The sequence below is a fragment of the Kitasatospora sp. NPDC059673 genome, from assembly GCF_042734215.1.
Taxonomy (GTDB): domain Bacteria; phylum Actinomycetota; class Actinomycetes; order Streptomycetales; family Streptomycetaceae; genus Kitasatospora.
The window spans coordinates 189,060-208,499 of sequence record NZ_JBHWEN010000007.1 but is presented as its reverse complement, the minus strand read 5'-3'; the positions used below and the strand labels follow the sequence as shown (position 1 = coordinate 208,499).

Annotated in this window: 18 protein-coding genes and 1 pseudogene; 14 read left to right on the top strand and 5 right to left on the bottom strand. The window is 72.1% G+C overall.

What is annotated here, in order from left to right; translation table 11 throughout:
* Window positions 1-56: 56 nt before the first annotated feature.
* The 3 genes from ACFV18_RS11650 to ACFV18_RS11640 all read left to right on the top strand — a co-directional run bounded on the left by ACFV18_RS11650 (window position 57) and on the right by ACFV18_RS11640 (window position 5,639).
* Window positions 57-1,148, top strand: coding sequence for a HoxN/HupN/NixA family nickel/cobalt transporter (locus tag ACFV18_RS11650; RefSeq protein WP_380481890.1), 1,092 nt, complete (start codon window positions 57-59; stop codon window positions 1,146-1,148).
* A 285-nt stretch (window positions 1,149-1,433) separates the two neighbouring features.
* Window positions 1,434-3,854 carry an endonuclease/exonuclease/phosphatase family protein gene (locus ACFV18_RS11645; protein ID WP_380481888.1) on the top strand — a complete coding sequence of 807 codons (2,421 nt, stop codon included), beginning with the start codon at window positions 1,434-1,436 and terminating at the stop codon, window positions 3,852-3,854.
* 126 nt (window positions 3,855-3,980) lie between these two features.
* Window positions 3,981-5,639 (top strand): FAD-binding dehydrogenase, encoded by a 1,659-nt coding sequence (locus ACFV18_RS11640; protein ID WP_380481886.1) that lies wholly within the window; start codon window positions 3,981-3,983, stop codon window positions 5,637-5,639.
* A gap of 6 nt (window positions 5,640-5,645) precedes the next feature.
* On the opposite strand, the gene ACFV18_RS11635 is transcribed toward ACFV18_RS11640, so the two are convergent.
* Complete coding sequence (locus ACFV18_RS11635) at window positions 5,646-6,146, bottom strand: DinB family protein (RefSeq protein ID WP_380481885.1); 501 nt, start codon at window positions 6,144-6,146, stop codon at window positions 5,646-5,648.
* Window positions 6,147-6,202: 56 nt separating this feature from the next.
* Window positions 6,203-6,943 carry a hypothetical protein gene (locus tag ACFV18_RS11630; RefSeq protein ID WP_380481883.1) on the bottom strand — a complete coding sequence of 247 codons (741 nt, stop codon included), beginning with the start codon at window positions 6,941-6,943 and terminating at the stop codon, window positions 6,203-6,205.
* A gap of 79 nt (window positions 6,944-7,022) precedes the next feature.
* Between ACFV18_RS11630 and ACFV18_RS11625 the strand changes: the two genes are divergently transcribed.
* The 4 genes from ACFV18_RS11625 (at window position 7,023) to ACFV18_RS11610 (ending at window position 10,258) form a co-directional block, all read left to right on the top strand.
* Window positions 7,023-7,265 carry a hypothetical protein gene (locus tag ACFV18_RS11625; RefSeq protein WP_380481881.1) on the top strand — a complete coding sequence of 81 codons (243 nt, stop codon included), beginning with the start codon at window positions 7,023-7,025 and terminating at the stop codon, window positions 7,263-7,265.
* Window positions 7,266-7,296: 31 nt separating this feature from the next.
* A complete protein-coding gene (locus ACFV18_RS11620) occupies window positions 7,297-8,076 on the top strand; it encodes an aminotransferase class IV (RefSeq protein ID WP_380481993.1) in 780 nt (259 codons plus the stop codon).
* 155 nt (window positions 8,077-8,231) lie between these two features.
* Window positions 8,232-9,854, top strand: coding sequence for a purple acid phosphatase family protein (locus tag ACFV18_RS11615; RefSeq protein WP_380481879.1), 1,623 nt, complete (start codon window positions 8,232-8,234; stop codon window positions 9,852-9,854).
* Window positions 9,855-9,925: 71 nt separating this feature from the next.
* Window positions 9,926-10,258, top strand: coding sequence for a YnfA family protein (locus ACFV18_RS11610; protein WP_380481877.1), 333 nt, complete (start codon window positions 9,926-9,928; stop codon window positions 10,256-10,258).
* A gap of 273 nt (window positions 10,259-10,531) precedes the next feature.
* Here the strand turns inward: ACFV18_RS11610 and ACFV18_RS11605 are convergent, their stop codons facing one another.
* Entirely contained in the window at window positions 10,532-11,743 is a 1,212-nt protein-coding gene (locus ACFV18_RS11605; protein WP_380481875.1) for a pyridoxal phosphate-dependent aminotransferase, read from the bottom strand.
* A 99-nt stretch (window positions 11,744-11,842) separates the two neighbouring features.
* On the opposite strand from ACFV18_RS11605, the pseudogene ACFV18_RS11600 reads away from it, so the two are divergent.
* The 7 genes and pseudogenes from ACFV18_RS11600 to ACFV18_RS11570 all read left to right on the top strand — a co-directional run.
* Window positions 11,843-12,199: pseudogene (locus ACFV18_RS11600) on the top strand (winged helix-turn-helix transcriptional regulator); the annotation flags it as partial.
* Between the two features lie 104 nt (window positions 12,200-12,303).
* Complete coding sequence (locus ACFV18_RS11595) at window positions 12,304-12,786, top strand: hypothetical protein (RefSeq protein WP_380481873.1); 483 nt, start codon at window positions 12,304-12,306, stop codon at window positions 12,784-12,786.
* An 11-nt stretch (window positions 12,787-12,797) separates the two neighbouring features.
* A complete protein-coding gene (locus tag ACFV18_RS11590) occupies window positions 12,798-13,310 on the top strand; it encodes a hypothetical protein (RefSeq protein ID WP_380481871.1) in 513 nt (170 codons plus the stop codon).
* A 112-nt stretch (window positions 13,311-13,422) separates the two neighbouring features.
* Complete coding sequence (locus ACFV18_RS11585; protein WP_380481869.1) at window positions 13,423-14,484, top strand: Dyp-type peroxidase; 1,062 nt, start codon at window positions 13,423-13,425, stop codon at window positions 14,482-14,484.
* Entirely contained in the window at window positions 14,481-15,281 is an 801-nt protein-coding gene (locus ACFV18_RS11580; protein WP_380481867.1) for a family 1 encapsulin nanocompartment shell protein, read from the top strand. The genes ACFV18_RS11585 and ACFV18_RS11580 overlap by 4 nt, the downstream gene beginning before the upstream one ends.
* A 139-nt stretch (window positions 15,282-15,420) precedes the next feature.
* Entirely contained in the window at window positions 15,421-16,674 is a 1,254-nt protein-coding gene (locus tag ACFV18_RS11575) for a cytochrome P450 (RefSeq protein ID WP_380481865.1), read from the top strand.
* A gap of 33 nt (window positions 16,675-16,707) precedes the next feature.
* On the top strand, window positions 16,708-17,478 hold the full coding sequence (locus ACFV18_RS11570; protein WP_380481863.1) for an SGNH/GDSL hydrolase family protein: 771 nt from the start codon (window positions 16,708-16,710) through the stop codon (window positions 17,476-17,478).
* A gap of 64 nt (window positions 17,479-17,542) precedes the next feature.
* On the opposite strand, the gene ACFV18_RS11565 is transcribed toward ACFV18_RS11570, so the two are convergent.
* The gene (locus ACFV18_RS11565; RefSeq protein ID WP_380481861.1) at window positions 17,543-17,926 is read right to left on the bottom strand and encodes a PPOX class F420-dependent oxidoreductase; all 384 of its coding nucleotides are present in this window, start codon (window positions 17,924-17,926) and stop codon (window positions 17,543-17,545) included.
* Window positions 17,927-17,957: 31 nt separating this feature from the next.
* Window positions 17,958-19,238: a glycosyltransferase 87 family protein gene (locus tag ACFV18_RS11560; protein ID WP_380481859.1), complete on the bottom strand. Its 1,281-nt coding sequence runs from the start codon at window positions 19,236-19,238 to the stop codon at window positions 17,958-17,960.
* Window positions 19,239-19,440 lie beyond the last annotated feature (202 nt).

The window sequence follows — 19,440 nt, the reverse complement described above, 5'->3', positions numbered from 1 at the left end:
CAAGCAGATCGACGGAAGGATGATGCGGCTCGCCACCCACTCGGAAGGACTCCCCCATGCCTGCGCCCACGCGCCTGCGCGACCGGCTCACCCGCGAGGAGTGGATCCGGCTGGCCGGAATGGCCGCGTTCGTCCTCGCCCTGCACGTGGTCGGATGGTTCACCCTGCTGGCGGTGATCGCCCCCAAGCACTACGACGTCGGCGGCCAGGTGTTCGGCGCCGGCATGGGCCTGACGGCGTACACCCTCGGCATGCGGCACGCCTTCGACGCCGACCACATCGCCGCCATCGACAACACCACCCGCAAGCTGATGGGCCAGGGCAAGCGCCCGCTCTCGGTGGGCTTCTGGTTCTCGCTCGGGCACTCCTCGATCGTCTTCGGCCTGTGCGCCCTGCTGGCGTTCGGCATCCGCTCGCTGGCCGGGCAGGTGGAGTCCGACGATTCCACGCTGCACAAGGCGACCGGCCTGATCGGCGTCACCGTCTCCGGCACCTTCCTGGTGCTGATCGGCCTGATCAACCTGGGCGCCTTCAACGGCATCCTGAAGGTGTTCAGGCGGATGCGGCAGGGCGACTTCGACGAGGCCGAGCTGGAGCGCCAGCTCGACAAGCGCGGCTTCCTGAACCGGATCCTCGGCAAGGTCACCCGGGCGGTCACCAAGCCCTGGCACATGTACCCGGTGGGCCTGCTGTTCGGCCTCGGCTTCGACACCGCCACCGAGGTCTCGCTGCTGGTGCTGGCCGGCGGCGCGGCCGCGTTCTCGCTGCCCTGGTACGCGCTGCTGGTGCTGCCGATCCTGTTCGCGGCGGGCATGAGCCTGCTGGACACCATCGACGGCTCGTTCATGAACTTCGCCTACGAGTGGGCGTTCTCCAAGCCGGTCCGCAAGATCTACTACAACCTCACCGTCACCGGCCTGTCGGTGCTGGTGGCGCTGGTGATCGGCGTGATCGAGCTGGTCGGCCTGCTGGCCGAGAAGCTGGAGATCACCAGCGGCCCGATCGGCTGGATCGGCTCGCTCGACCTCAACCTGGTCGGCTACGTGATCGTCGGCCTGTTCGTGGTCACCTGGGCCGGGGCGATGGCGTTCTGGAAGTTCGGCAAGGTCGAGCAGAAGTGGTCGGCGGGTCTGCGCGAGCAGTCCTGACCGACGCGTCGTCAGCGCACAAGGGGCACCCACCGGGTGCCCCTTTTGTGTGCGCAGGGGAGGGAACGTCCCGGTCCGGTGGCGAGAAGTTCACGCCGAGGCCCTTGTCGGGTCAACTTCTACGCGCGTATCTTCTGGTCTGGATCTACCCGGGTTGCCATTCGGGTCCCGCCCGGCAGGGCCGGAGAGGCCCTGGCAGCCGGCCTTCTGACGAACCCTCGACGCCACCCGGCGCCCCGTGACGGCGACCGGGCCACGGTCCTGCCACGAAGGAGCCCCGCCAAGGTGCCCAGCCCCACCCCCGCCCGCCGCTCCCGCCGCACGCTGCTGCGCGTCACCGCGCCGGCCGCGGTCGCCGCGTCCCTGGTCCTCGTCCCGCTGCCGGGCGCGTTCGCCGCGCCGTCCACCGGAGCGGTGATCGCCGAGGTGTACGGCGGCGGCGGCAACTCCGGCGCGACGCTGAAGAACGACTTCATCGAGCTCGGCAACCCGACCGGCGCCGCCTTCGGCCTGTCCGGCTACAGCGTGCAGTACCTGCCCGGCAGCCCCGGCGCCTCCACCCAGTGGGGCGTCACCCCGCTGAACGGCTCGATCCCGGCCGGCGGCCGCTACCTGATCGCCGAGGCGCCCGGCGCCGGCGGCACCGTGGACCTCCCGGCCGCCGACGCGAGCGGCAGCCTGGCGCTGTCCGGCACCTCCGGCACCGTCGCGCTGGTCAACGGCACCACCGCGCTGAGCTGCAAGACCGCCGCCGACTGCGCCGCCGACCCGCGGATCGTCGACCTGGTCGGCTTCGGCTCCGCCGTGGTCCGCGAGGGCAGCGGCCCGGCCGCGGGCGCGTCCAACACCGCCTCGGTCGCCCGCGCATCGGCGCTCACCGACACCGACGACAACGCCAAGGACTTCACCGCGGGCGACCCGACCCCGGTCAACTCCAAGGGCCAGACCCCCGGCGGCGGCGGTGGCACGCCCGTCCCCGGTGACACCCGCATCCACGACATCCAGGGCACCAGCCGGATATCGCCGCTGAACACCAAGACCGTCACCAACGTCCCAGGCGTCGTCACCGGCGTGCGCGGCTACGGCACCAAGGGCTTCTGGATCCAGGACCCCAACCCGGACAACAACGCCGCCACCAGCGAGGCCGTCTTCGTTTTCACCGGCTCCGCCATCCCGGCCGTCAAGGTCGGCGACTCGGTGCTGGTCACCGCCAAGGTGAGCGAGTACTACCCGAACAGCGCCGGCGGCTCGCAGTCCGTCACCGAGCTGACCGGCCCGAAGGTCACCGTGCTGTCCTCCGGCAACGCCGTGCCCGCCCCCGTGGTGCTGGACGCCGCCGCCATCCCGGCCGGGTACGCCCCGGACGCCGCCGGCGGCTCGATCGACAACCTGCCGCTGGACCCGTCGAAGTACGCCCTCGACCTGTACGAGTCGCTGGAGGGCATGAACGTCGAGGTCCGCGACGTGCCGGTGGTGCAGGCCACGGACAAGTACCACGAGCTCTGGGTGGACGCCGGCTCCACCGACCCGCGGACCGGCCGCGGCGGCGTGGTCTACCTCGGCTACGACAAGCCCAACAACGGCCGGATCATGATCCAGTCGCTGCCGCCGCTGACCGAGCAGCCCTTCCCGGTCGCCAACGTCGGTGACAAGCTGACCGGTTCCACCGCCGGCCCGCTCGACTACAACCAGTTCGGCGGCTACACCATCGCCGCGAACACCCTCGGCACCGTCCAGGACAACGGCCTGCAGCGCGAGGTCGCCGACCGGGCCCTGCCCAGCGAACTCTCCATCGCCACCTACAACGTGGAGAACCTCGCCCCCGGCGACGCCGACACCAAGTACACCGAGCTCGCCCAGGCCGTCGTCACCAACCTGCGCTCGCCCGACATCGTCGCCCTGGAGGAGATCCAGGACAACAGCGGCGCCATCGACGACGGCACCGTGGACGCCTCGGTCACCGTGCAGAAGTTCATCGACGCCGTCAAGGCCGCCGGCGGCCCCGCCTACGACTGGCGCTCCATCGACCCGGTGAACGACAAGGACGGCGGCCAGCCCGGCGGCAACATCCGCCAGGTCTTCCTGTTCAACCCCGACCGGGTCTCCTTCACCGACATCGCCGGCGGCGACTCCACCACCGCCGTTGACGTCACCGGCACCGGCAAGCGCACCTCGCTGACCGCCTCGCCCGGCCGCATCGACCCGAACAACGAGGCCTGGAACAGCAGCCGCAAGCCGCTGGTCGGCCAGTTCAGCTTCCACAACAAGCCGGTCTTCGTGATCGCCAACCACTTCAACAGCAAGGGCGGCGACCAGGGCATCGACAGCCGCTTCCAGGCCCCCACCCGCAGCTCCGAGGTGCAGCGCGGCAAGCAGGCCGAGATCGAACAGGCCTTCGTCGCCAAGCTGCTGGCCGCCGACCCCGGCGCCCGGGTGGTCTCGCTCGGCGACTTCAACGACTACCAGTTCTCGCCCGCGCTGAAGACCCTCACCAAGGACGGCGTGCTCCGCGACCTGGTGAACGAACTGCCCGCGAGCGAGCGCTACTCGTACGTCTACCAGGGCAACTCGCAGGTGCTCGACCACATCCTGGTCAGCCCCGCGTTCAAGCAGCAGCACGTCCGCTACGACGTGGTGCACATCAACAGCGAGTTCGCCACGCAGGCCTCCGACCACGACCCGCAGGTGGTCCGGGTCAAGCCCTGACGGCCCGTCACCGGCCCCCGTCCTGCCGCTGCCGCGGCGGGGCGGGGGCCTTTTGTTACCGGCGGGTTGACCGGGCGGCGGGTTGGCCGCAGGATCGGGGCTCACTGTCTTTGGGAAGGATCTCGGATGGCCCTCGACGCCGACGTCATCGTGATCGGAGCCGGCCTGGCGGGCCTGGCCGCCACCGCCGAACTCGCCGACGCCGGACGGCGCGTCATCCTGCTCGACCAGGAACCCGCCGGGTCGCTCGGCGGGCAGGCGCACTGGTCCTTCGGCGGACTCTTCCTGGTCGACTCGCCCGAACAGCGCCGGATGCGGATCAAGGACTCCCGCGAACTCGCCTGGCAGGACTGGCTCGGCACCGCCGGCTTCGACCGCCCCGAGGACGCGTGGGCGCGCCGCTGGGCCGAGGCGTACGTCGACTTCGCGGCCGGCGAGAAACGGGCCTGGCTGCACGCGATGGGCGTACGGCTGTTCCCGGTGGTCGGCTGGGCCGAACGCGGCGGGCTGCTCGCCAGCGGACCCGGCAACTCCGTCCCGCGCTTCCACATCACCTGGGGCACCGGGCCCGGCCTGGTCGAACCCTTCGCCCGCCGGGTCCGCGACGCGGTCCGGGCCGGACGGGTCACGCTGCGCTTCCGGCACCGCGTCACCGGCCTTGCCGCGAGCGGGGGTTCACTGAACACCGTCACCGGCGAGATCCTCGCGCCGTCCGCCGTACCGCGCGGCGAAGCCAGCTCCCGGTCCGTCGCCGGGCAGTTCGAACTGCGCGCCCAGGCCGTGATCGTCGCCTCCGGCGGCATCGGCGGCAACCACGACAAGGTCCGCGCCGCCTGGCCCGAACGGCTCGGCACCCCGCCGGCCCGGATGCTCTCCGGCGTCCCCGCGCACGTCGACGGCCTGATGCTGGACGTCGCCGCCGCGGCCGGCGCCGGACTCGTCAACGGCGACCGGATGTGGCACTACACCGAAGGCATCGAGAACTGGAACCCGATCTGGGCCCGGCACGGCATCCGCATCCTGCCCGGCCCGTCCTCACTCTGGCTCGACGCCACCGGCACCCGCCTGCCCGTCCCGCTGTTCCCCGGCTTCGACACCCTCGGCACCCTCGACCACATCATGCGCACCGGGCACCAGCACACCTGGTTCGTGCTCACCCAGAAGATCATCGAGAAGGAGTTCGCGCTCTCCGGCTCCGAACAGAACCCCGACCTGACGGGCCGCTCGGTGCGACGCGTGCTCGGCCGGGCGCTGCCCGGCGCACCCGGCCCCGTCGAGGCCTTCAAACAACACGGCGCGGACTTCGTGGTCGCCCCCACGGTCGAGGAACTGGTCCGGGGCATGAACGAGCGCCAGGACGGGGCCCCTTTGATCGACGCCGTCGCGCTGCGCCGCGAGATCGAGGCCCGCGACCGCGAGATCGCCAACCCCTTCGGCAAGGACCTCCAGGTCACCGCGATCCACGGCGCCCGCCGCTACCTCGGCGACAAGCTGATCCGCACCGCCACCCCGCACCGCCTGCTCGACCCCGCCGCCGGACCACTCATCGCCGTCCGGCTGCACATCCTCACCCGCAAGTCCCTCGGCGGCCTCCACACCGACCTCGACTCCCGCGTCCTGCGCCCCGACGGCTCGGTGCTGGACGGCCTCTACGCGGCCGGCGAGGCGGCCGGCTTCGGCGGCGGCGGCATCCACGGCTACCGCTCCCTCGAAGGCACCTTCCTCGGCGGCTGCCTCTTCACCGGCCGCACCGCCGGCCGCGCGGCGGCCGCTGCCACCGCCTGATCGGCCCTACCGGCCGGTCGCGCCGTCGATCTGCTCCCGCAGGATGTCGGCGTGACCGGCGTGCCGGACCGTCTCGCTGGTCATGTGGGCGACCACCCACCGCACCGAGAGCAACTCCTCGCGGACCGGCACCGCCACCGGACGCGACAGATCGGTGGACGCGCCGATCACCGCGTCACTGGCCGCGACGGCCTCCGCGTAGGCGGCCAACACCTGCTCGGCGCTCACCTCCGCCGGAACCGCCATGCCGAAGTCGACCTCCGCGTACGCCTTGTCGCCCGCCACATGATGGCCGAACCAGTACCGCTCGGCCGCCGTCAGATGCCGCACCAGACCCAGCAGATTCGTCCCCGTCCCGACCAGGACACGGCGCAACTGCTCCTCCGTCAGGCCCTCGGTCTTCTTCACCACGCACTCCCTGGCGAAGGCCAGGAAGGCGAGCGCGGTGTCGAGTTCGCCACTGTCGTTGAACGGTACGGGGCGGCGCTGAGCCTCGGTCGCAGTCATCCCCCGAACCTATCCGGCCCGCCACGCGGGTCGCAGCACGGTTTCCCGTGGGCCGATCAGCTCTGCCCGGTCAGCCGAGCCAGCACGATCTTGGCCATGGTCTCGGCGCCGAGGGTGGACTCCGGGTCGAGGGCCAGCTCGCCGAGAACGGCGACCGCCGCGCCGAGGTCGCTGTGCTGGAGCAGCAGGGCCTTGTTGACCAGCAGCATGCCCCGGGTCTCCCCGTCCGGGTCCCCCGCCAGCCCGCGCTCCAGCGCGGCCAACTGCTCGTCCGGATCGGTCAGCAGCGCGGCCAGTTCCTTCCAGGCCGGCGGGAAACCCGGGAAACGCTGCACGATGCCCTGGAGCAGCCCGCGCCGCTGCTCCGGATCCTCCAGCCACTCCAGTTGCAGGAACGCCTGGCTGAAACCGTCGAACAGCTCGCCGCGGAGCTCACGGCGCAGCATGTCCAGCGTGGTCTTGCAGGTGAAGAACCCGCGCGGCGCGAGCCGGTCCACCTCCGCGTACAACTCCTCGGCCCGCACGGCATCGCCCTGCAGCAGCACCGTGAACGCCGCGTCGTACGACGGATGCGGCCAGCCCGGCGCGAGCACCTGGGCCTGCTCCAGCAGCGCGAGCGCCGCCGCGTAGTCGCCGCGCTCACCGGCCTCCCGGCCCTCCTGATGCAACAGCCGTGCCTGCGACGGTACTTCGTCACTCCCGACGAGCTCCCACCCCACCTGCCCGGTCACCCCGGCCAGCTCCTCCTCGGTGAGCTCCCGCCCCTCGGCATCCCTGAACACGACCCGTCCGGTCATCGGTAAACCCCCACCCATCGCTGCGAATCCATCGCGCGAGGCTACCGGGCCCAGCGGGCAGCCGGCATCACGGCAGGACGTGGTCTCCGCGCAGTTGGTGCTGATCGCTTCGACCAACAGTGAGAGCGACAAGTCGGAGCTGGACCGGCTGTGGGCGCGGGCGGCCGGGGACGTGCTCGGGGTGGTGGAGGGGCCGGGGCGGGTCTCGCTGAGTGCGCGGTTCTCCTTGGAGCGGGCGCCGGGGATCCTCGGTGAGGTGTTCGGGGCGGAGGGGGTGTTCCGGATCGGGTGTCTCGGTGGGGTGCTGGTGTGTCGCCGCTGAGGAGAATGGGGGCGTGAACGAGGCGAGTGTGGTGGCGGAGTTGGATGGGCGGCCGGTGGCGGTCGGGGAGTTGCAGGGGTTGGCGCTGACGAACTATGGGCACTTCACCACGATGCTGGTGGAGGACGGCCGGGTGCGGGGGCTGGGGTTGCATCTGGGGCGGTTGGAGCGGGACTGCGAGGTGGTGTTCGGGGTGCGGCCGGACCGGGAGCGGGTGCGGGAGTTGGCCCGGCGGCAGGCTCCGGCGCGGGGGGCGGTGGTGTTGCGGGTGACGCTGTTCGATCCGGCGATGGATCTGGGGAGTGTCGGGGGGACGGCCAGTCCGAGGGTGCTGGTGACGGCCCGTCCGGCGGGCAGCGGGGTGCCGGGGCCGGTGCGGGTGCGGACGGTGCCGTACCGGCGGGATCTGCCGCAGGTGAAGAGCGTGGCGCTGTTCGGGGTGTTGCGGCAGCGCCGGCTCGCCCAGCAGGCCGGGTTCGACGACGCGCTGTTCGTGGACGCGGCGGGCGCCTTGACGGAGGGCGCGACGTGGAACGTCGGGTTCCTGCGCGGCGGTGAGGTGGTGTGGCCGCAGGGCGAGTACCTGACGGGCACGGCGATGACGCTGCTGCGCGAGGCGTGCGGCGGGGAATTCTCCAGGGTGGGGAAGGAACTGGCGGGCGTGGACGCGGTGTTCGCGACCAATGCGACGACCGGCGTGCGGGTGGTCTCGGCGGTGGACGGGCGGGAGTTCGACGTCCGGGAGGCCGAGGCGGCGGGGCTGGCGCGGTTGCGGGCGGCGTACCTGGAGCTGCCGGGCGACCCGCTGTAAGCAGCGACGACGCGCCATGATCGGGTCGGCGGGCACGCCCTGTCGGCGGCTTTGCCAACACATGGTCCGATCATGTGCTCGGCCAGACCGACACGATGACGCTCGTTCACCGAGCATCCGGATGGCGGCCACCGGCCACTGACAGTCTCCCGCGCATGGATATCCCCAACATGGGCGTGCCCGCCCGTCTGGCCGCTCGCATGAACATGGCCGAGCAGCACGAGTACCTGCGCAGCAAGCTCTCCCGCCGCACCCTGCTGCGCTCCAGCGCGGTGACGGTCGGCGCGCTGGCCGTCGGCGGGGCGCTGGGCTCCGGCACGGCGTTCGCCGACCCGGCCGCGAAGCAGGGCAGCGCGACGGACACGGTGTCCGGTTCGCTGGTGGCCCCGGTCGGCCGTCACCTGCAGTTCGGTGCCGAGGCCGACACCCAGATGCGGGTGTCCTGGCAGGTGCCGGCACCGGTGAAGAAGCCGTTCCTGCGCTTCGGCCGGCACCCGTGGGAGCTCAGCCACAAGATCGAGGCCGAGGTCCGGGCGCTGCACACCCCCGCGCTGGTCGACGGCGCCACTCCGGTCGACCAGTACTACCTGCATGTGGAGCTGAACCACCTTCAGCCCGGTACCACGTACTACTACGGCGTGGGCCACGAGGGTTTCGACCCGGCCTCGCAGCAGGCGATATCCACCCTGCAGACCTTCACCACCGCGCCCTCCCGCCACGGCCGCCGGGGCCGCCCGTTCGAGCCGTTCACCTTCACCGCCTTCGGCGACCAGGGCGTCTCCTCGCACGCGGCCGGCAACGACCACGTCATCCTGGCCCAGAAGCCGGTCTTCCACCTGCACGCCGGCGACATCTGCTACGCCGACCCGATGGGCCAGGGCAAGGACAGCGACAAGGTCGCGTTCAACGCGCTGACCTGGGACGCGTTCCTGGCGCAGACCGAGACGGTGGCGGCGAGGATCCCGTGGATGGTCTCCTACGGCAACCACGACATGGAGGCCTGGTACTCGCACAACGGGTACGGCGGCGACGACGCCCGCTTCACCCTGCCGAGCAACGGCCCGGACCCGCGAAAGGCGCCCGGCGTCTACGCGTTCAGCTACGGCAACGTGGGTGTCATCTCGCTGGACGCCAACGACGTGTCCTACGAGATCCCGGCCAACCTGGGCATCACCGCGGGCCGCCAGACCGAGTGGCTGGAGCGCAAGCTGCGCGAGCTGCGGGCGGACGAGGGGATCGACTTCGTGGTGGTGTTCTTCCACCACTGCGCGTTCTCCACCACCCACCAGCACGCCTCCGACGGCGGTGTCCGGGACGCCTGGGTGCCGCTGTTCGAGAAGTACCGGGTGGACCTGGTCATCAATGGCCACAACCACGTGTACGAGCGCACCGACGCGATCCTCGGCAACAAGGTCAACAAGGCGGTGCCGAGCGGCGCGAGCATCGACCCGGCCAAGGACGGCGTGGTGTACGTGACCGCCGGCGCGGCCGGTCGCAGCCTGTACTCGTTCGACGCCCCCGACACCTACGAGGGCCACGAGAACCACCAGGACGAGGTGGTCACCTACCACTTCGACAAGGGCAGCGTGAAGGTCGCGGAGACCGTGCAGTGGTCGCGGGTCCGCTACACCGGCTACTCCTTCATCAAGGTGGACGTCACCCCGGCGCACCGCGGCGCGACCAGCACCATGAAGGTCACCGCGCTGGCCGAGAACGGCACCCAGATCGACCACTACTCGATCACCCGCCGCGCGGGCCGCAGCGAGCACGGCCACTGACGCCCCCGTGCGTCGCGTCGCCCCCGGGCCCGGTGCTGTCGGGTCCGGGGGTGCGGCCCTAGGGTGGCTCGGTGAGTACCGCCCGTTCGATCGTGTTGTTCGCCGTGGCCGCGTTGCTGGAGATCGGCGGCTGCTGGCTGGTCTGGCAGTCCGTCCGCGAGTCCCGCCCCTGGTGGCTGGCCGGTCTCGGCGTCCTCGCCCTCGGGCTCTACGGCTTCACCGCCGCCCTCCAGCCCGACGCCAACTTCGGCCGGGTGCTGGCCGCGTACGGCGGCGTCTTCGTGGCGGGCTCCCTGCTGTGGGGCGTGGTGGTGGACGGCTTCCGCCCCACCCGCTGGGACGTGTTCGGCGCGCTGATCTGCCTGGCGGGCGTCGGCGTGATCATGTACGGCCCGCGCCGCTGAGCGGGCCTCAGCCCGCCACCCACCGCCAGCCGTTCTTGTCCTCGCACCGGATGGTCCGCCCCGAGGCGTCCGTGCCCGACACCCCGTGGTCCGAGGCCCGGCAGTACTGACCGGCCTTGTAGCAGTTCCCCGCCCAGAGGCTTGGCGCTGGTCGTCCCGGCGCGGGCGACGGGGTCGTGGGCGCGCTGCTGCTGGTGCCCAGACCCCGTTCCGGCCGTTCGGCGGGCGCTGAGCCGGGCTGGGGGTGGGACTTCGCCGGGGGGCGGTCCGCCGCTACTGGCGGTAGGTGGCCAGGAAGCGGCCGATTCGGTTGATGGCCGTCTCCAGGTCGTCGGCGCGGGGGAGGGTGACGAAGCGGAAGTGGTCGGGGCGGGGCCAGTTGAAGCCGGTGCCCTGGACGATGTGGATCTTCTCGCGGAGCAGCAGGTCGAGGACGAAGCGCTCGTCGTCGACGATCCGGTGCACGGCGGGGTCGAGTTTGGCGAAGGCGTAGAGCGCGCCGCGGGGCTTGACGCAGGAGACGCCGGGGATCTCGTTGAGCGCCCGCCAGGTGACGTCGCGCTGTTCGGTGAGGCGGCCGTTGGGGAGCACGAGGTCGTTGATGGACTGCCGGCCGCCGAGCGCGGCCTGCACGGCGTACTGGGCGGGCACGTTGGGGCACAGGCGCATGCCGGCCAGCATGGTGAGGCCTTCGAGGTAGTCCTTGGCCTGCCGCTTGGGGCCGGAGACGAGCAGCCAGCCGCTGCGGAAGCCGGCCACCCGGTAGGCCTTGGAGAGGCCGTTGAAGGTGAGGGTGAGGACGTCGTCGGCGAGGGCGGCCAGGCAGTGGTGCTCGGCGCCGTCGTAGAGGATCTTGTCGTAGATCTCGTCGGCGAAGACCAGCAGCTTGTGGCGGCGCGCCAGGTCGAGCAGGCCTTCGAGGAGTTCCTTCGGGTAGACCGCGCCGGTCGGGTTGTTCGGGTTGATCACCACGATGGCCTTGGTGCGGTCGGTGATCTTCGCGGCGATGTCGTCCAGGTCCGGGTACCAGTCGGACTCCTCGTCGCACAGGTAGTGCACCGCCTTGCCGCCGGCGAAGGTCACCACGGCCGTCCAGAGCGGGTAGTCCGGCATCGGGACGAGCACCTCGTCGCCGTCGTCGACCAGCGCCTGCACGCTCATCTGGATCAGCTCGGAGACGCCGTTGCCGAGGTACACGTCGTCCACGGTGACGTTCGGGACGCCGCGCTGCTGGTAGTACTGCACCACGGCGCGGCGGGCCGGCAGGATGCCGCGGGAGTCGCTGTAGCCGTGCGCGTTGGTGAGGTTGCGGATGATGTCCTGGACGATCTCCTCGGGCGCCTCGAAGCCGAACGGCGCCGGGTTGCCGGTGTTCAGCCGGAGCACACTGTGGCCGGCTTCTTCCAGGGCGTTGGCGGTGTCGACGACCGGGCCACGGATCTCGTAGCACACGTCTTTCAGCTTGCTGGACTGGCGAAACTCCATCAGCGGCCTCCCGACCCGTCACCGAGCCCCTGCGGCCGGCTTGCTTCGTTCTACCAAGTGAGGACTTGGAAAGTCCAACCTCTTGGCTATGCTGACGGCATGCCACGCCGAAGCTACGACCAGTACTGCGCCGTCGCCCGCGCCCTGGACGCGGTCGGGGAGCGCTGGAGCCTCCTGATCGTCCGTGAACTCCTCGGCGGACCACGCCGCTACACCGACCTGCACGCCGACCTGCCGGGCGTCTCCACCGACATCCTGGCCACCCGCCTCAAGCAGCTGGAGGCCGAAGGGCTGGTCGAGCGCCGCCGCCTGGAGCGCCCCGCCAACGCCACCGTCTACGAACTCACCGGCCGCGGCACCGAACTGCGCCCCGTCATCGAGGCGCTCGCCCACTGGGGCACCCCCGAACTCGGCGACCCGCGCCCGACCGACGCCGTCCGCGGGCACTGGTACGCCGCCAAGTAGGTGCGGCGGCAGTGGAGTCGGGCGCGCTCGGGCACGACCACAGCTGGACGGGCGGCGGATCGGCCCAATAGCCGCACACTGTCGGGGAGTTGTGCTTGGCTGCGGTCATGGACGACTCCTCGCGCATGTGGATCACCGCCGTACCGCCGTTCGGCCCGGACGAGATCGGAGTGCTGCTGGCACTGGACGGCGAGTCCGCCGACTCCGGCGAACAGGCCGCCCTCCGTCTGCTCGACCGGGGCCATGAGGGCGAGGAGGGTGTCTTCTACCTGCTGCCCTTCGACCTCTCCGCCCGCTACACCCGCACCGGCGACCGGCTGGCCGTCGCGCTGGTCGCCCCGCGCGCCGTGCTCGACGAGGAACTCGTCGGAGCCGGCGGGCAGTTGGGCGAGGGCGCGGACGAGTGGGTGACGCTGCTGCGCCGCGAACTGGTCACCGACTTCGAGCCCGTCGAGCAGGACGGCGAGAAGCAGGCCGTCCTGCTGATCGACCACCTCGGGCCGGTGCGTACGCTGGACGAACTGTTCGCCCGGTTCGAGGCCGGGGACTCGGGCATCGCGGTGCTCAACGCCCAGTAGCAGGAGGGGACATGCCGGAGACCGACCGTTCACGCGCGCTGGGCGGACTGGTGGCGGCGACGGTCGGGACGGGCCTGGGGCTGACCCTGATCCTGCTGGCCTGGGGCGGCGCGGCACTGTTCGGCGACGGCGGCTTCCCGTCCGGCCTGCAGGCCCTGGTGCTCCTCCCGGCGGGCGGCCAGCTGAGGTTGCTGTGGGACCGCCGGCCCGTGAACCGGCGGCCCGCCGCGCTGGTCGCACTGCTTCTGCTCCTGCTGATCGTGGTGCTGGCGACCGCCGTCGGCGATCTCTGGGCCGAGGACGCGGACGACGGGGTGGACCTCGCGCGACTGCTGCTCGGCTACGTCCCGGGAATGCTGCTGACCGGCGCGGTCTTCGGGGCGCTGGCCGGCGAGTCCGTCGACGAACCGGGCCGCCACTGGCTGCGGTTCACCGGCCGCGGCCGCCGCTTCCATCTCGCCGTGTACGGCGGCCTGTTCGCGCTGCTGGTGCTGACCGCGGCCGCGATCGGGGCGTCCGGCTGACACCGACCGACAGCGGAGGGGACACGCCCGATCGGGGCGTTATCGCGGGTTCTCGCACCTTTTGCCCGGTATGGTCGGCGGGCGTCCGAACGTCCCCATGGGAGCATCCGCCATGCCGCAGCCCCAACCGGTTCTCGCCGATCTGACCGGGGCCGCCGTGTTCCTGGTGCTCGCGATCGAGGAGGGCGGCGAGCAGACCGTCCGCGACCTGCTGCCCGACCTCGGCGGACTGACCCGCTCGGTCGGCAGCCGCGCCCCGCACGACGGACTGGCGCTGGTCGTCGGCATCGGCTCGGACGCCTGGGACCGCCTGTTCGCCGGCCCCCGCCCCGCCCGGCTGCACCCCTTCGAGGAACTGGCCGGCTCCCGGCACCTCGCCCCCGCCACCCCCGGTGACCTGCTGCTGCACGTCCGCGCCGAACGCATGGACCTGTGCTTCGAGTTGACCACCCGGATCACCGGACGGCTCGGCGCCGCGGTGAGCGTCCTCGACGAGACCCAGGGCTTCCGGTACTTCGACTGCCGCGACCTGATCGGCTTCGTCGACGGCACCGAGAACCCGGTCGGCCAGGGCGCCGCCGAGGCCGTACTGATCGGCGAGGAGGACCCGGGATTCGCCGGCGGCTCGTACGTCATCGTGCAGAAGTACCTGCACGACATGGACGGTTGGAACGCGCTCAGCACCGAACGGCAGGAACTGATCATCGGGCGCACCAAGCTCGACAACCTCGAACTGGACGACGCCACCAAACCCGCCGACTCGCACGTCGCACTGAACACCGTCACCGGGCCGGACGGCGAGGGGCTGGACATCTGGCGGCTGAACATGCCGTTCGGCTCGTTCGGCGAAGGCGGCGAGTGCGGCACCTACTTCATCGGCTACGCCCGCGACCCGTGGGTGACCGAGGAGATGCTCCGCAACATGTTCCTCGGCCGCGGGCCCGCCACCCACGACCGGCTGCTGGACTTCTCGACCCCCGTCACCGGGACCCTCTTCCACGTCCCGAGCATGGAATTCCTGAGCGACCCGCCGCCCGCGCCCGGTACCCCCGAAGCCACCCGCGCATGGGCCGGCGCCCCGTCGGCACCGCAGTCACCGGCACCGCCCGCACCCCCGGCGGACCGGGACGGCAGTCTCCACATCGGCAGCCTGAAGAGGAGTCCCGCACCGTGAACAACCTGCACCGCGAGCTGGCGCCCGTCTCCGCCGCCGCCTGGGCCGAGATCGAGGAGGAGGCCCGGCGCACCTTCACCCTGCACCTGGCCGGCCGCCGGGTGATCGACCTGCTCGGCCCCGACGGCCCGGAACTCGCCGCGATCGGCACCGGCCACCTCGCCGACATCGCCGCCCCCTCCAACGGCGTCCAGGCCCGCGCCCGGGAATGCCGGGCACTGGTCGAACTGCGCGTCCCGTTCACCGTCACCCGGGCCGCCGTGGACGACGTCGAACGCGGCTCCAAGGACTCCGACTGGGACCCGGTCAAGGACGCCGCCCGCGCCATCGCCCTCGCCGAGGACCGTGCCGTCTTCGACGGCTACCCCGCCGCCGGCATCACCGGCATCCGGGACGGCTCCAGCAACCACCCCGTCGCCCTGCCCGCCGACGTCCGCGAGTACCCCAACGCCGTCAGCCGCGGCCTCACCGCGCTGCGCCTGGCCGGCGTCGGCGGCCCCTACTCGCTGCTGCTCGGCGCCGACACCTTCACCGCCGTCAACGAGACCTCCGACCACGGCTACCCCGTCCACAACCACCTCGCCCGCCTGCTCGACGGCGACATCATCTGGGCCCCCGCCGTCGAGGGCGCCATCCTGCTCTCCGCGCGCGGCGGCGACTTCGAACTCCACCTCGGCGAGGACCTCTCGATCGGCTACCTCTCCCACGACGACAGCACTGTCCACCTCTACCTCCAGGAGTCCCTCACCTTCCGGCTGCACACCCCCGAGGCCTCGGTGTCCCTCCTCTCCTCCTGATCAAGTGGCCTCTGCGGAACGGGAGTTGGCGAGAGGAGGGGTGGAATCAGGCCAATGGTGAAGGGAGGCTTCCGGCTGCCGGGCGGGGGTTGCACGATATGAGGCACGCAAGGGCGTTCGGTGATGAGGGGAGCACGCCGTGTCCGATCCTTCCGTTCCCAGGTGTCCGTTTCTCGACGCCACCGCAGCCGCGCCGCACGCGGAGGCCGCCGAACTGCGGGCCCAGGGTCCGGCGGTGCTGGTCGAGCTGCCGGGGCGGATCCGTGCCTGGTCGGTGACCAGGCACAGCGTGATCCAGGCGCTGACCACCGACCCACGGGTCTCGCGGGACTTCCGCCGGCACTGGCCGGGCGTGGGGGAGGTGCCGGACGGCTGGGTGCTGGGGTCGGTGGCCTTCCAGGACAGCCTGGTCAACCGGTACGGGGAGGAGCACCGCCGGGCCCGGGGCCGGATCGCCCCGAGCTTCCTGCCGCGCCGGGTGAAGCTGATGCGCCCGCAGGTGCAGGAGACCGCCGACCGGCTGGTGGCGGCGCTCGGCGCACTCGCGCCGGGCGAGCACGCCGACCTGCGGGCGGCGCTGGCGAGGCCGCTGACGATGACGGTGATCTGCGACCTGTTCGGCGTGCCCGAGCCGATGCGCGAGACGCTGGGCGGGCTGATCGACCGGGTGCTGGACTCCTCGGTGGCCGAGGACGTCGCACTGGCCGTGCAGACCGAACTCTACGAGCGCCTCGGCGAGTTGGCAGTGTACAAGCGGGCCAACCCGGGCGCCGACCTGACCAGCGACCTGCTGCTCTCCGACCGCCCGGGCGAACAGCCGCTGGCGGAACACGAGTTGGTCGGCACGCTGTTCACGATGATCGCCGCCGGCTTCGAGACGGCCGTCAACCTGATCGCCAGCGCCGCGCTGGAACTGCTCACCCACCCCGGGCAACTGGCCCGGCTGCGGGCGGGCGGGATCGACTGGACGGACGTGATCGAGGAGACGCTGCGGGTGGAAGGCCCCATCATGTACGTCCCGCTGCGGTACGCGCTGGAGGACATCGACCTCGGCGAGGGCGTGCTGATCGCCAAGGGCGACCCGATCATGGTCGGATTCGCCGCCGCGGGCCGGGACCCGCAAGTGCACCCGGACCGCCCGGACGAGTTCGACCCGGCCCGGGCGGACAAGAGCCACCTGGCGTTCGGCCACGGCCCGCACTTCTGCGTCGGCGCGCCACTGGCCCGGCTGGAGGCGGAGGTGGCACTGAGCACCCTGTTCGAGCGGCTGCCCGAGCTGGCCCTGGCCGAACCGGGCCAGCGGCCCGCCCGCGTCCCGTCGCTGATCGTCAACGGACCGGAGGCCGTGGACGTGGTGCCCCGGCCCCGGACCGCCCCGGTGACGCCTGGGTAGGGTGAGGTCGCAGGAGCGAACCCAGGAGGCGGTGTGCGGCAGTACCGGGCGATGGTGGCGGTGGGGGACTCGTTCACCGAGGGGATGTGCGACGACGTCCTGCCGGACGGGGAGTTCCGGGGCTGGGCGGACCGGGTGGCCGCGGTGCTGGCGGCGGAGCAGGAGGGCTTCCGGTACGCGAACCTCGCCGTGCGCGGGAAGCTGATCGGCCAGATCCGCGACGAGCAGGTGGGCCTGGCGGCGGCGACCGACGCCGACCTGGTCACGCTGGCGGGCGGGCTGAACGACGTGCTGCGCCCGGGCTGCGACGTCGCCGAGGTGGAGCGGCGGCTCGGCCAGTGCGCGGCGGAACTGGTCACCGAGGGCCGCACCGTGGTGCTGTTCACCTCGACCGACCCGACCCGGCGGATGGCGGGCAGTGCGCGGCTGCTCCCGGCGATCCTGCGGATGAAGGCGTTCGCGGAGCGGACGGTGCGGCAGTACCCGGGCCGGATGGTGCTGGTCGACCTGTTCTCGGCACCCGCGTTCGACGACCGCCGGCTGTGGGCGGAGGACCGGCTGCACCTGTCGCCGGAGGGCCACCGCCGGGTCGCGCTGGCGGTGCTGGAGGCGCTCGGCCGCCCGTCCGAGGAGGACTGGCGGGCGCCGCTCGCCGAGCCCGACACCCGCACCCGGGGCCAGAAGGTGCGCGAGGACGCCCGCTGGCTGCGCACCCACGTCGGCCCCTGGATCGGTCGGCGGCTGCGCGGCCGCTCCTCCGGCGACGGGCGGCCCGCCAAGCGTCCCGAGCTGCTGCCGTACTGACCGGGGCCTGTCGGGCCGATCTTGCCGGGCGCCCGGCCGGACCGGCCCGGGGCGTGCGGCGGGGTCAGGAGAGCCGGATGGTGAGCCCGACGGTGCCGGACCTGCCGCGGCGCAGCCGGCTGCCGAGCCAGGTGAGCCAGAAGAGCAGCCGGTACTTGCGGGCGAGCAGCTTCCGGTAGCGCTCGGCGGTGGCCGGGTCGGCGATCGTCGCGGTGGCCGGCACGCTCTCGCCGGTGGGGTTGCCGCGCAGGTCGCACGGCCCGACCAGGACGTCCGCGCGCCGGCGGATCCGCTTGACCTTCCACGAGTCGGCGGCGGTCCACACCCCGAGGGTGTCGCCGTCGCGCACCATCCACACCGGGGTCGGCACGGCAGTGCCGTCCTTGCGGTAACTGGTGATCAGCAGGTAGCTGCCGGCGGCGAGCCGGTCCAATTCGGTGTCGGCCATGGCCGCGAGTGTACGGCCGGGGCGGGTGGGCTCAGGAGGTGCTGACCGGATCGGCGTCCGGCCGGGGCCCGGCGGGCGCGTCCGCAGTGCGGCGGCGGACCCGGGACGGGACGGTGGCCCGCCACAGCCGTCCGGCCGACCAGAGGCCCGCCGCCAGCAGCATCCCGTTGCGGGCCACGATCACCACGGTGGGCCGCCAGCCGCCGATCACCGCCGCGTCGAAGAACAGCGGGTAGTCGACGGTGGTCAGACCGACCACCGGGATCAGCAGCAGCGCCACCGGCCGCTGGCAGGTGCCCTCGACGGACAGGCAGACGGCGGCCAGCCCGATCAGCCAGATCAGGTACTGCGGGGAGATCACCCGGCTGGTCAGGGTGAACAGCAGCACCGCGCTGAGCGCCGCGTCGTACGGGGTGGCGGCCGTCCAGTGGCGGGCGCGCAGCCGCCACAGCAGCAGCCAGCCGAACGCGGCGACGGTCAGCAGCAGGGACACCCGGGACGCCAGGTTCACGTACGGGCCCATGAACTCCATCGAGCCGTAGTGGAGCTCGACCCGGCCCGGCCAGCCGAACATCCGGGCCACCTGGAAGCCCGTGCCGCCCAGCGACTCGATCTCGACGCCGCGGGCGCGCTGCGCGTGCAGGAAGTCCAGGGCGTGGTCGAACAGCGCGGCCAGCACCAGCAGCAGGGCGAGCGCGGCGGCCGCCATCGCCGTCCAGGCCTGCCGGGTGGTGCGGCCGCGCGGGGTGCCGAGCACCGTCAGCGCCGGCCACACCTTGACCAGCGCGCCGATCCCGGCCAGCGCCCCCGCCAGCCGGGGCCGGGCGGGCAACAGCAGCAGCGCGACCATCGCCAGCGCGGTGACCGCCAGGTCGTAGCGGCCGTACGGCAGGCCGAGCAGCAGCGGCAGCGTCAGCGCCCACAGCCAGGCGCCGGAGGTGGAGCGGCCGGGCCGGCCCAGCGAGACCCGCAGCAGCGCGCACTGGGCCAGCGCGTCGGTGAGCAGCATCAGCAGCCAGAACGCCTGAAGGTACGTCAGGAACGGCAGCAGGTCGGGTGCGAGCATCGGCAGCGCCGCGCCCGGCGGGTACTGCCAGGTGACGTCGTTCACCGGGAAGCTGCCGGTGCGCAGCACCTCGGACCAGCCCTGGTACAGCCCCTCCACCTCGACGGGGGGCTCGGTCTTGCCCGAGCGGGCCAGACCGAGCATCAGCATCCGGCTGGCGATCCAGTACCCGGCCAGCGCGACGACCTCGCGGGGCCAGGTCGTGGGGCGGGTCCAGCGGATCGGCCGGGTGGGAACCTGCGCCACCGTGTCCTCCAGTGCGGTCGTACGACGGGGTCGGGCCTCCGTGCGAACTCCGACATATCAGACAAATCAGGCGCGGCTTGATCGGCGCCGGTGCGTGTCCGCGGACGTCCCCGGAACGCGGCACGCCCCGTGCGGCCACCCGGACGCCCGATAAACGTCCGCCGGACCTGCCAGAATGCACGGGCGAGAAGCGAAACCACCA

Bases quoted from the DNA above. Each gene is read 5' to 3' on its own strand.
- ACFV18_RS11650 (WP_380481890.1), top strand. From the start codon at position 57: ATGCCTGCGCCCACGCGCCTGCGCGACCGGCTCACCCGCGAGGAGTGG.
- ACFV18_RS11640 (WP_380481886.1), top strand. From the start codon at position 3,981: ATGGCCCTCGACGCCGACGTCATCGTGATCGGAGCCGGCCTGGCGGGC.
- ACFV18_RS11635 (WP_380481885.1), bottom strand. From the start codon at position 6,146: ATGACTGCGACCGAGGCTCAGCGCCGCCCCGTACCGTTCAACGACAGT.
- ACFV18_RS11630 (WP_380481883.1), bottom strand. From the start codon at position 6,943: ATGACCGGACGGGTCGTGTTCAGGGATGCCGAGGGGCGGGAGCTCACC.
- ACFV18_RS11615 (WP_380481879.1), top strand. From the start codon at position 8,232: ATGGATATCCCCAACATGGGCGTGCCCGCCCGTCTGGCCGCTCGCATG.
- ACFV18_RS11605 (WP_380481875.1), bottom strand. From the start codon at position 11,743: ATGGAGTTTCGCCAGTCCAGCAAGCTGAAAGACGTGTGCTACGAGATC.
- ACFV18_RS11590 (WP_380481871.1), top strand. From the start codon at position 12,798: ATGCCGGAGACCGACCGTTCACGCGCGCTGGGCGGACTGGTGGCGGCG.
- ACFV18_RS11585 (WP_380481869.1), top strand. From the start codon at position 13,423: ATGCCGCAGCCCCAACCGGTTCTCGCCGATCTGACCGGGGCCGCCGTG.
- ACFV18_RS11565 (WP_380481861.1), bottom strand. From the start codon at position 17,926: ATGGCCGACACCGAATTGGACCGGCTCGCCGCCGGCAGCTACCTGCTG.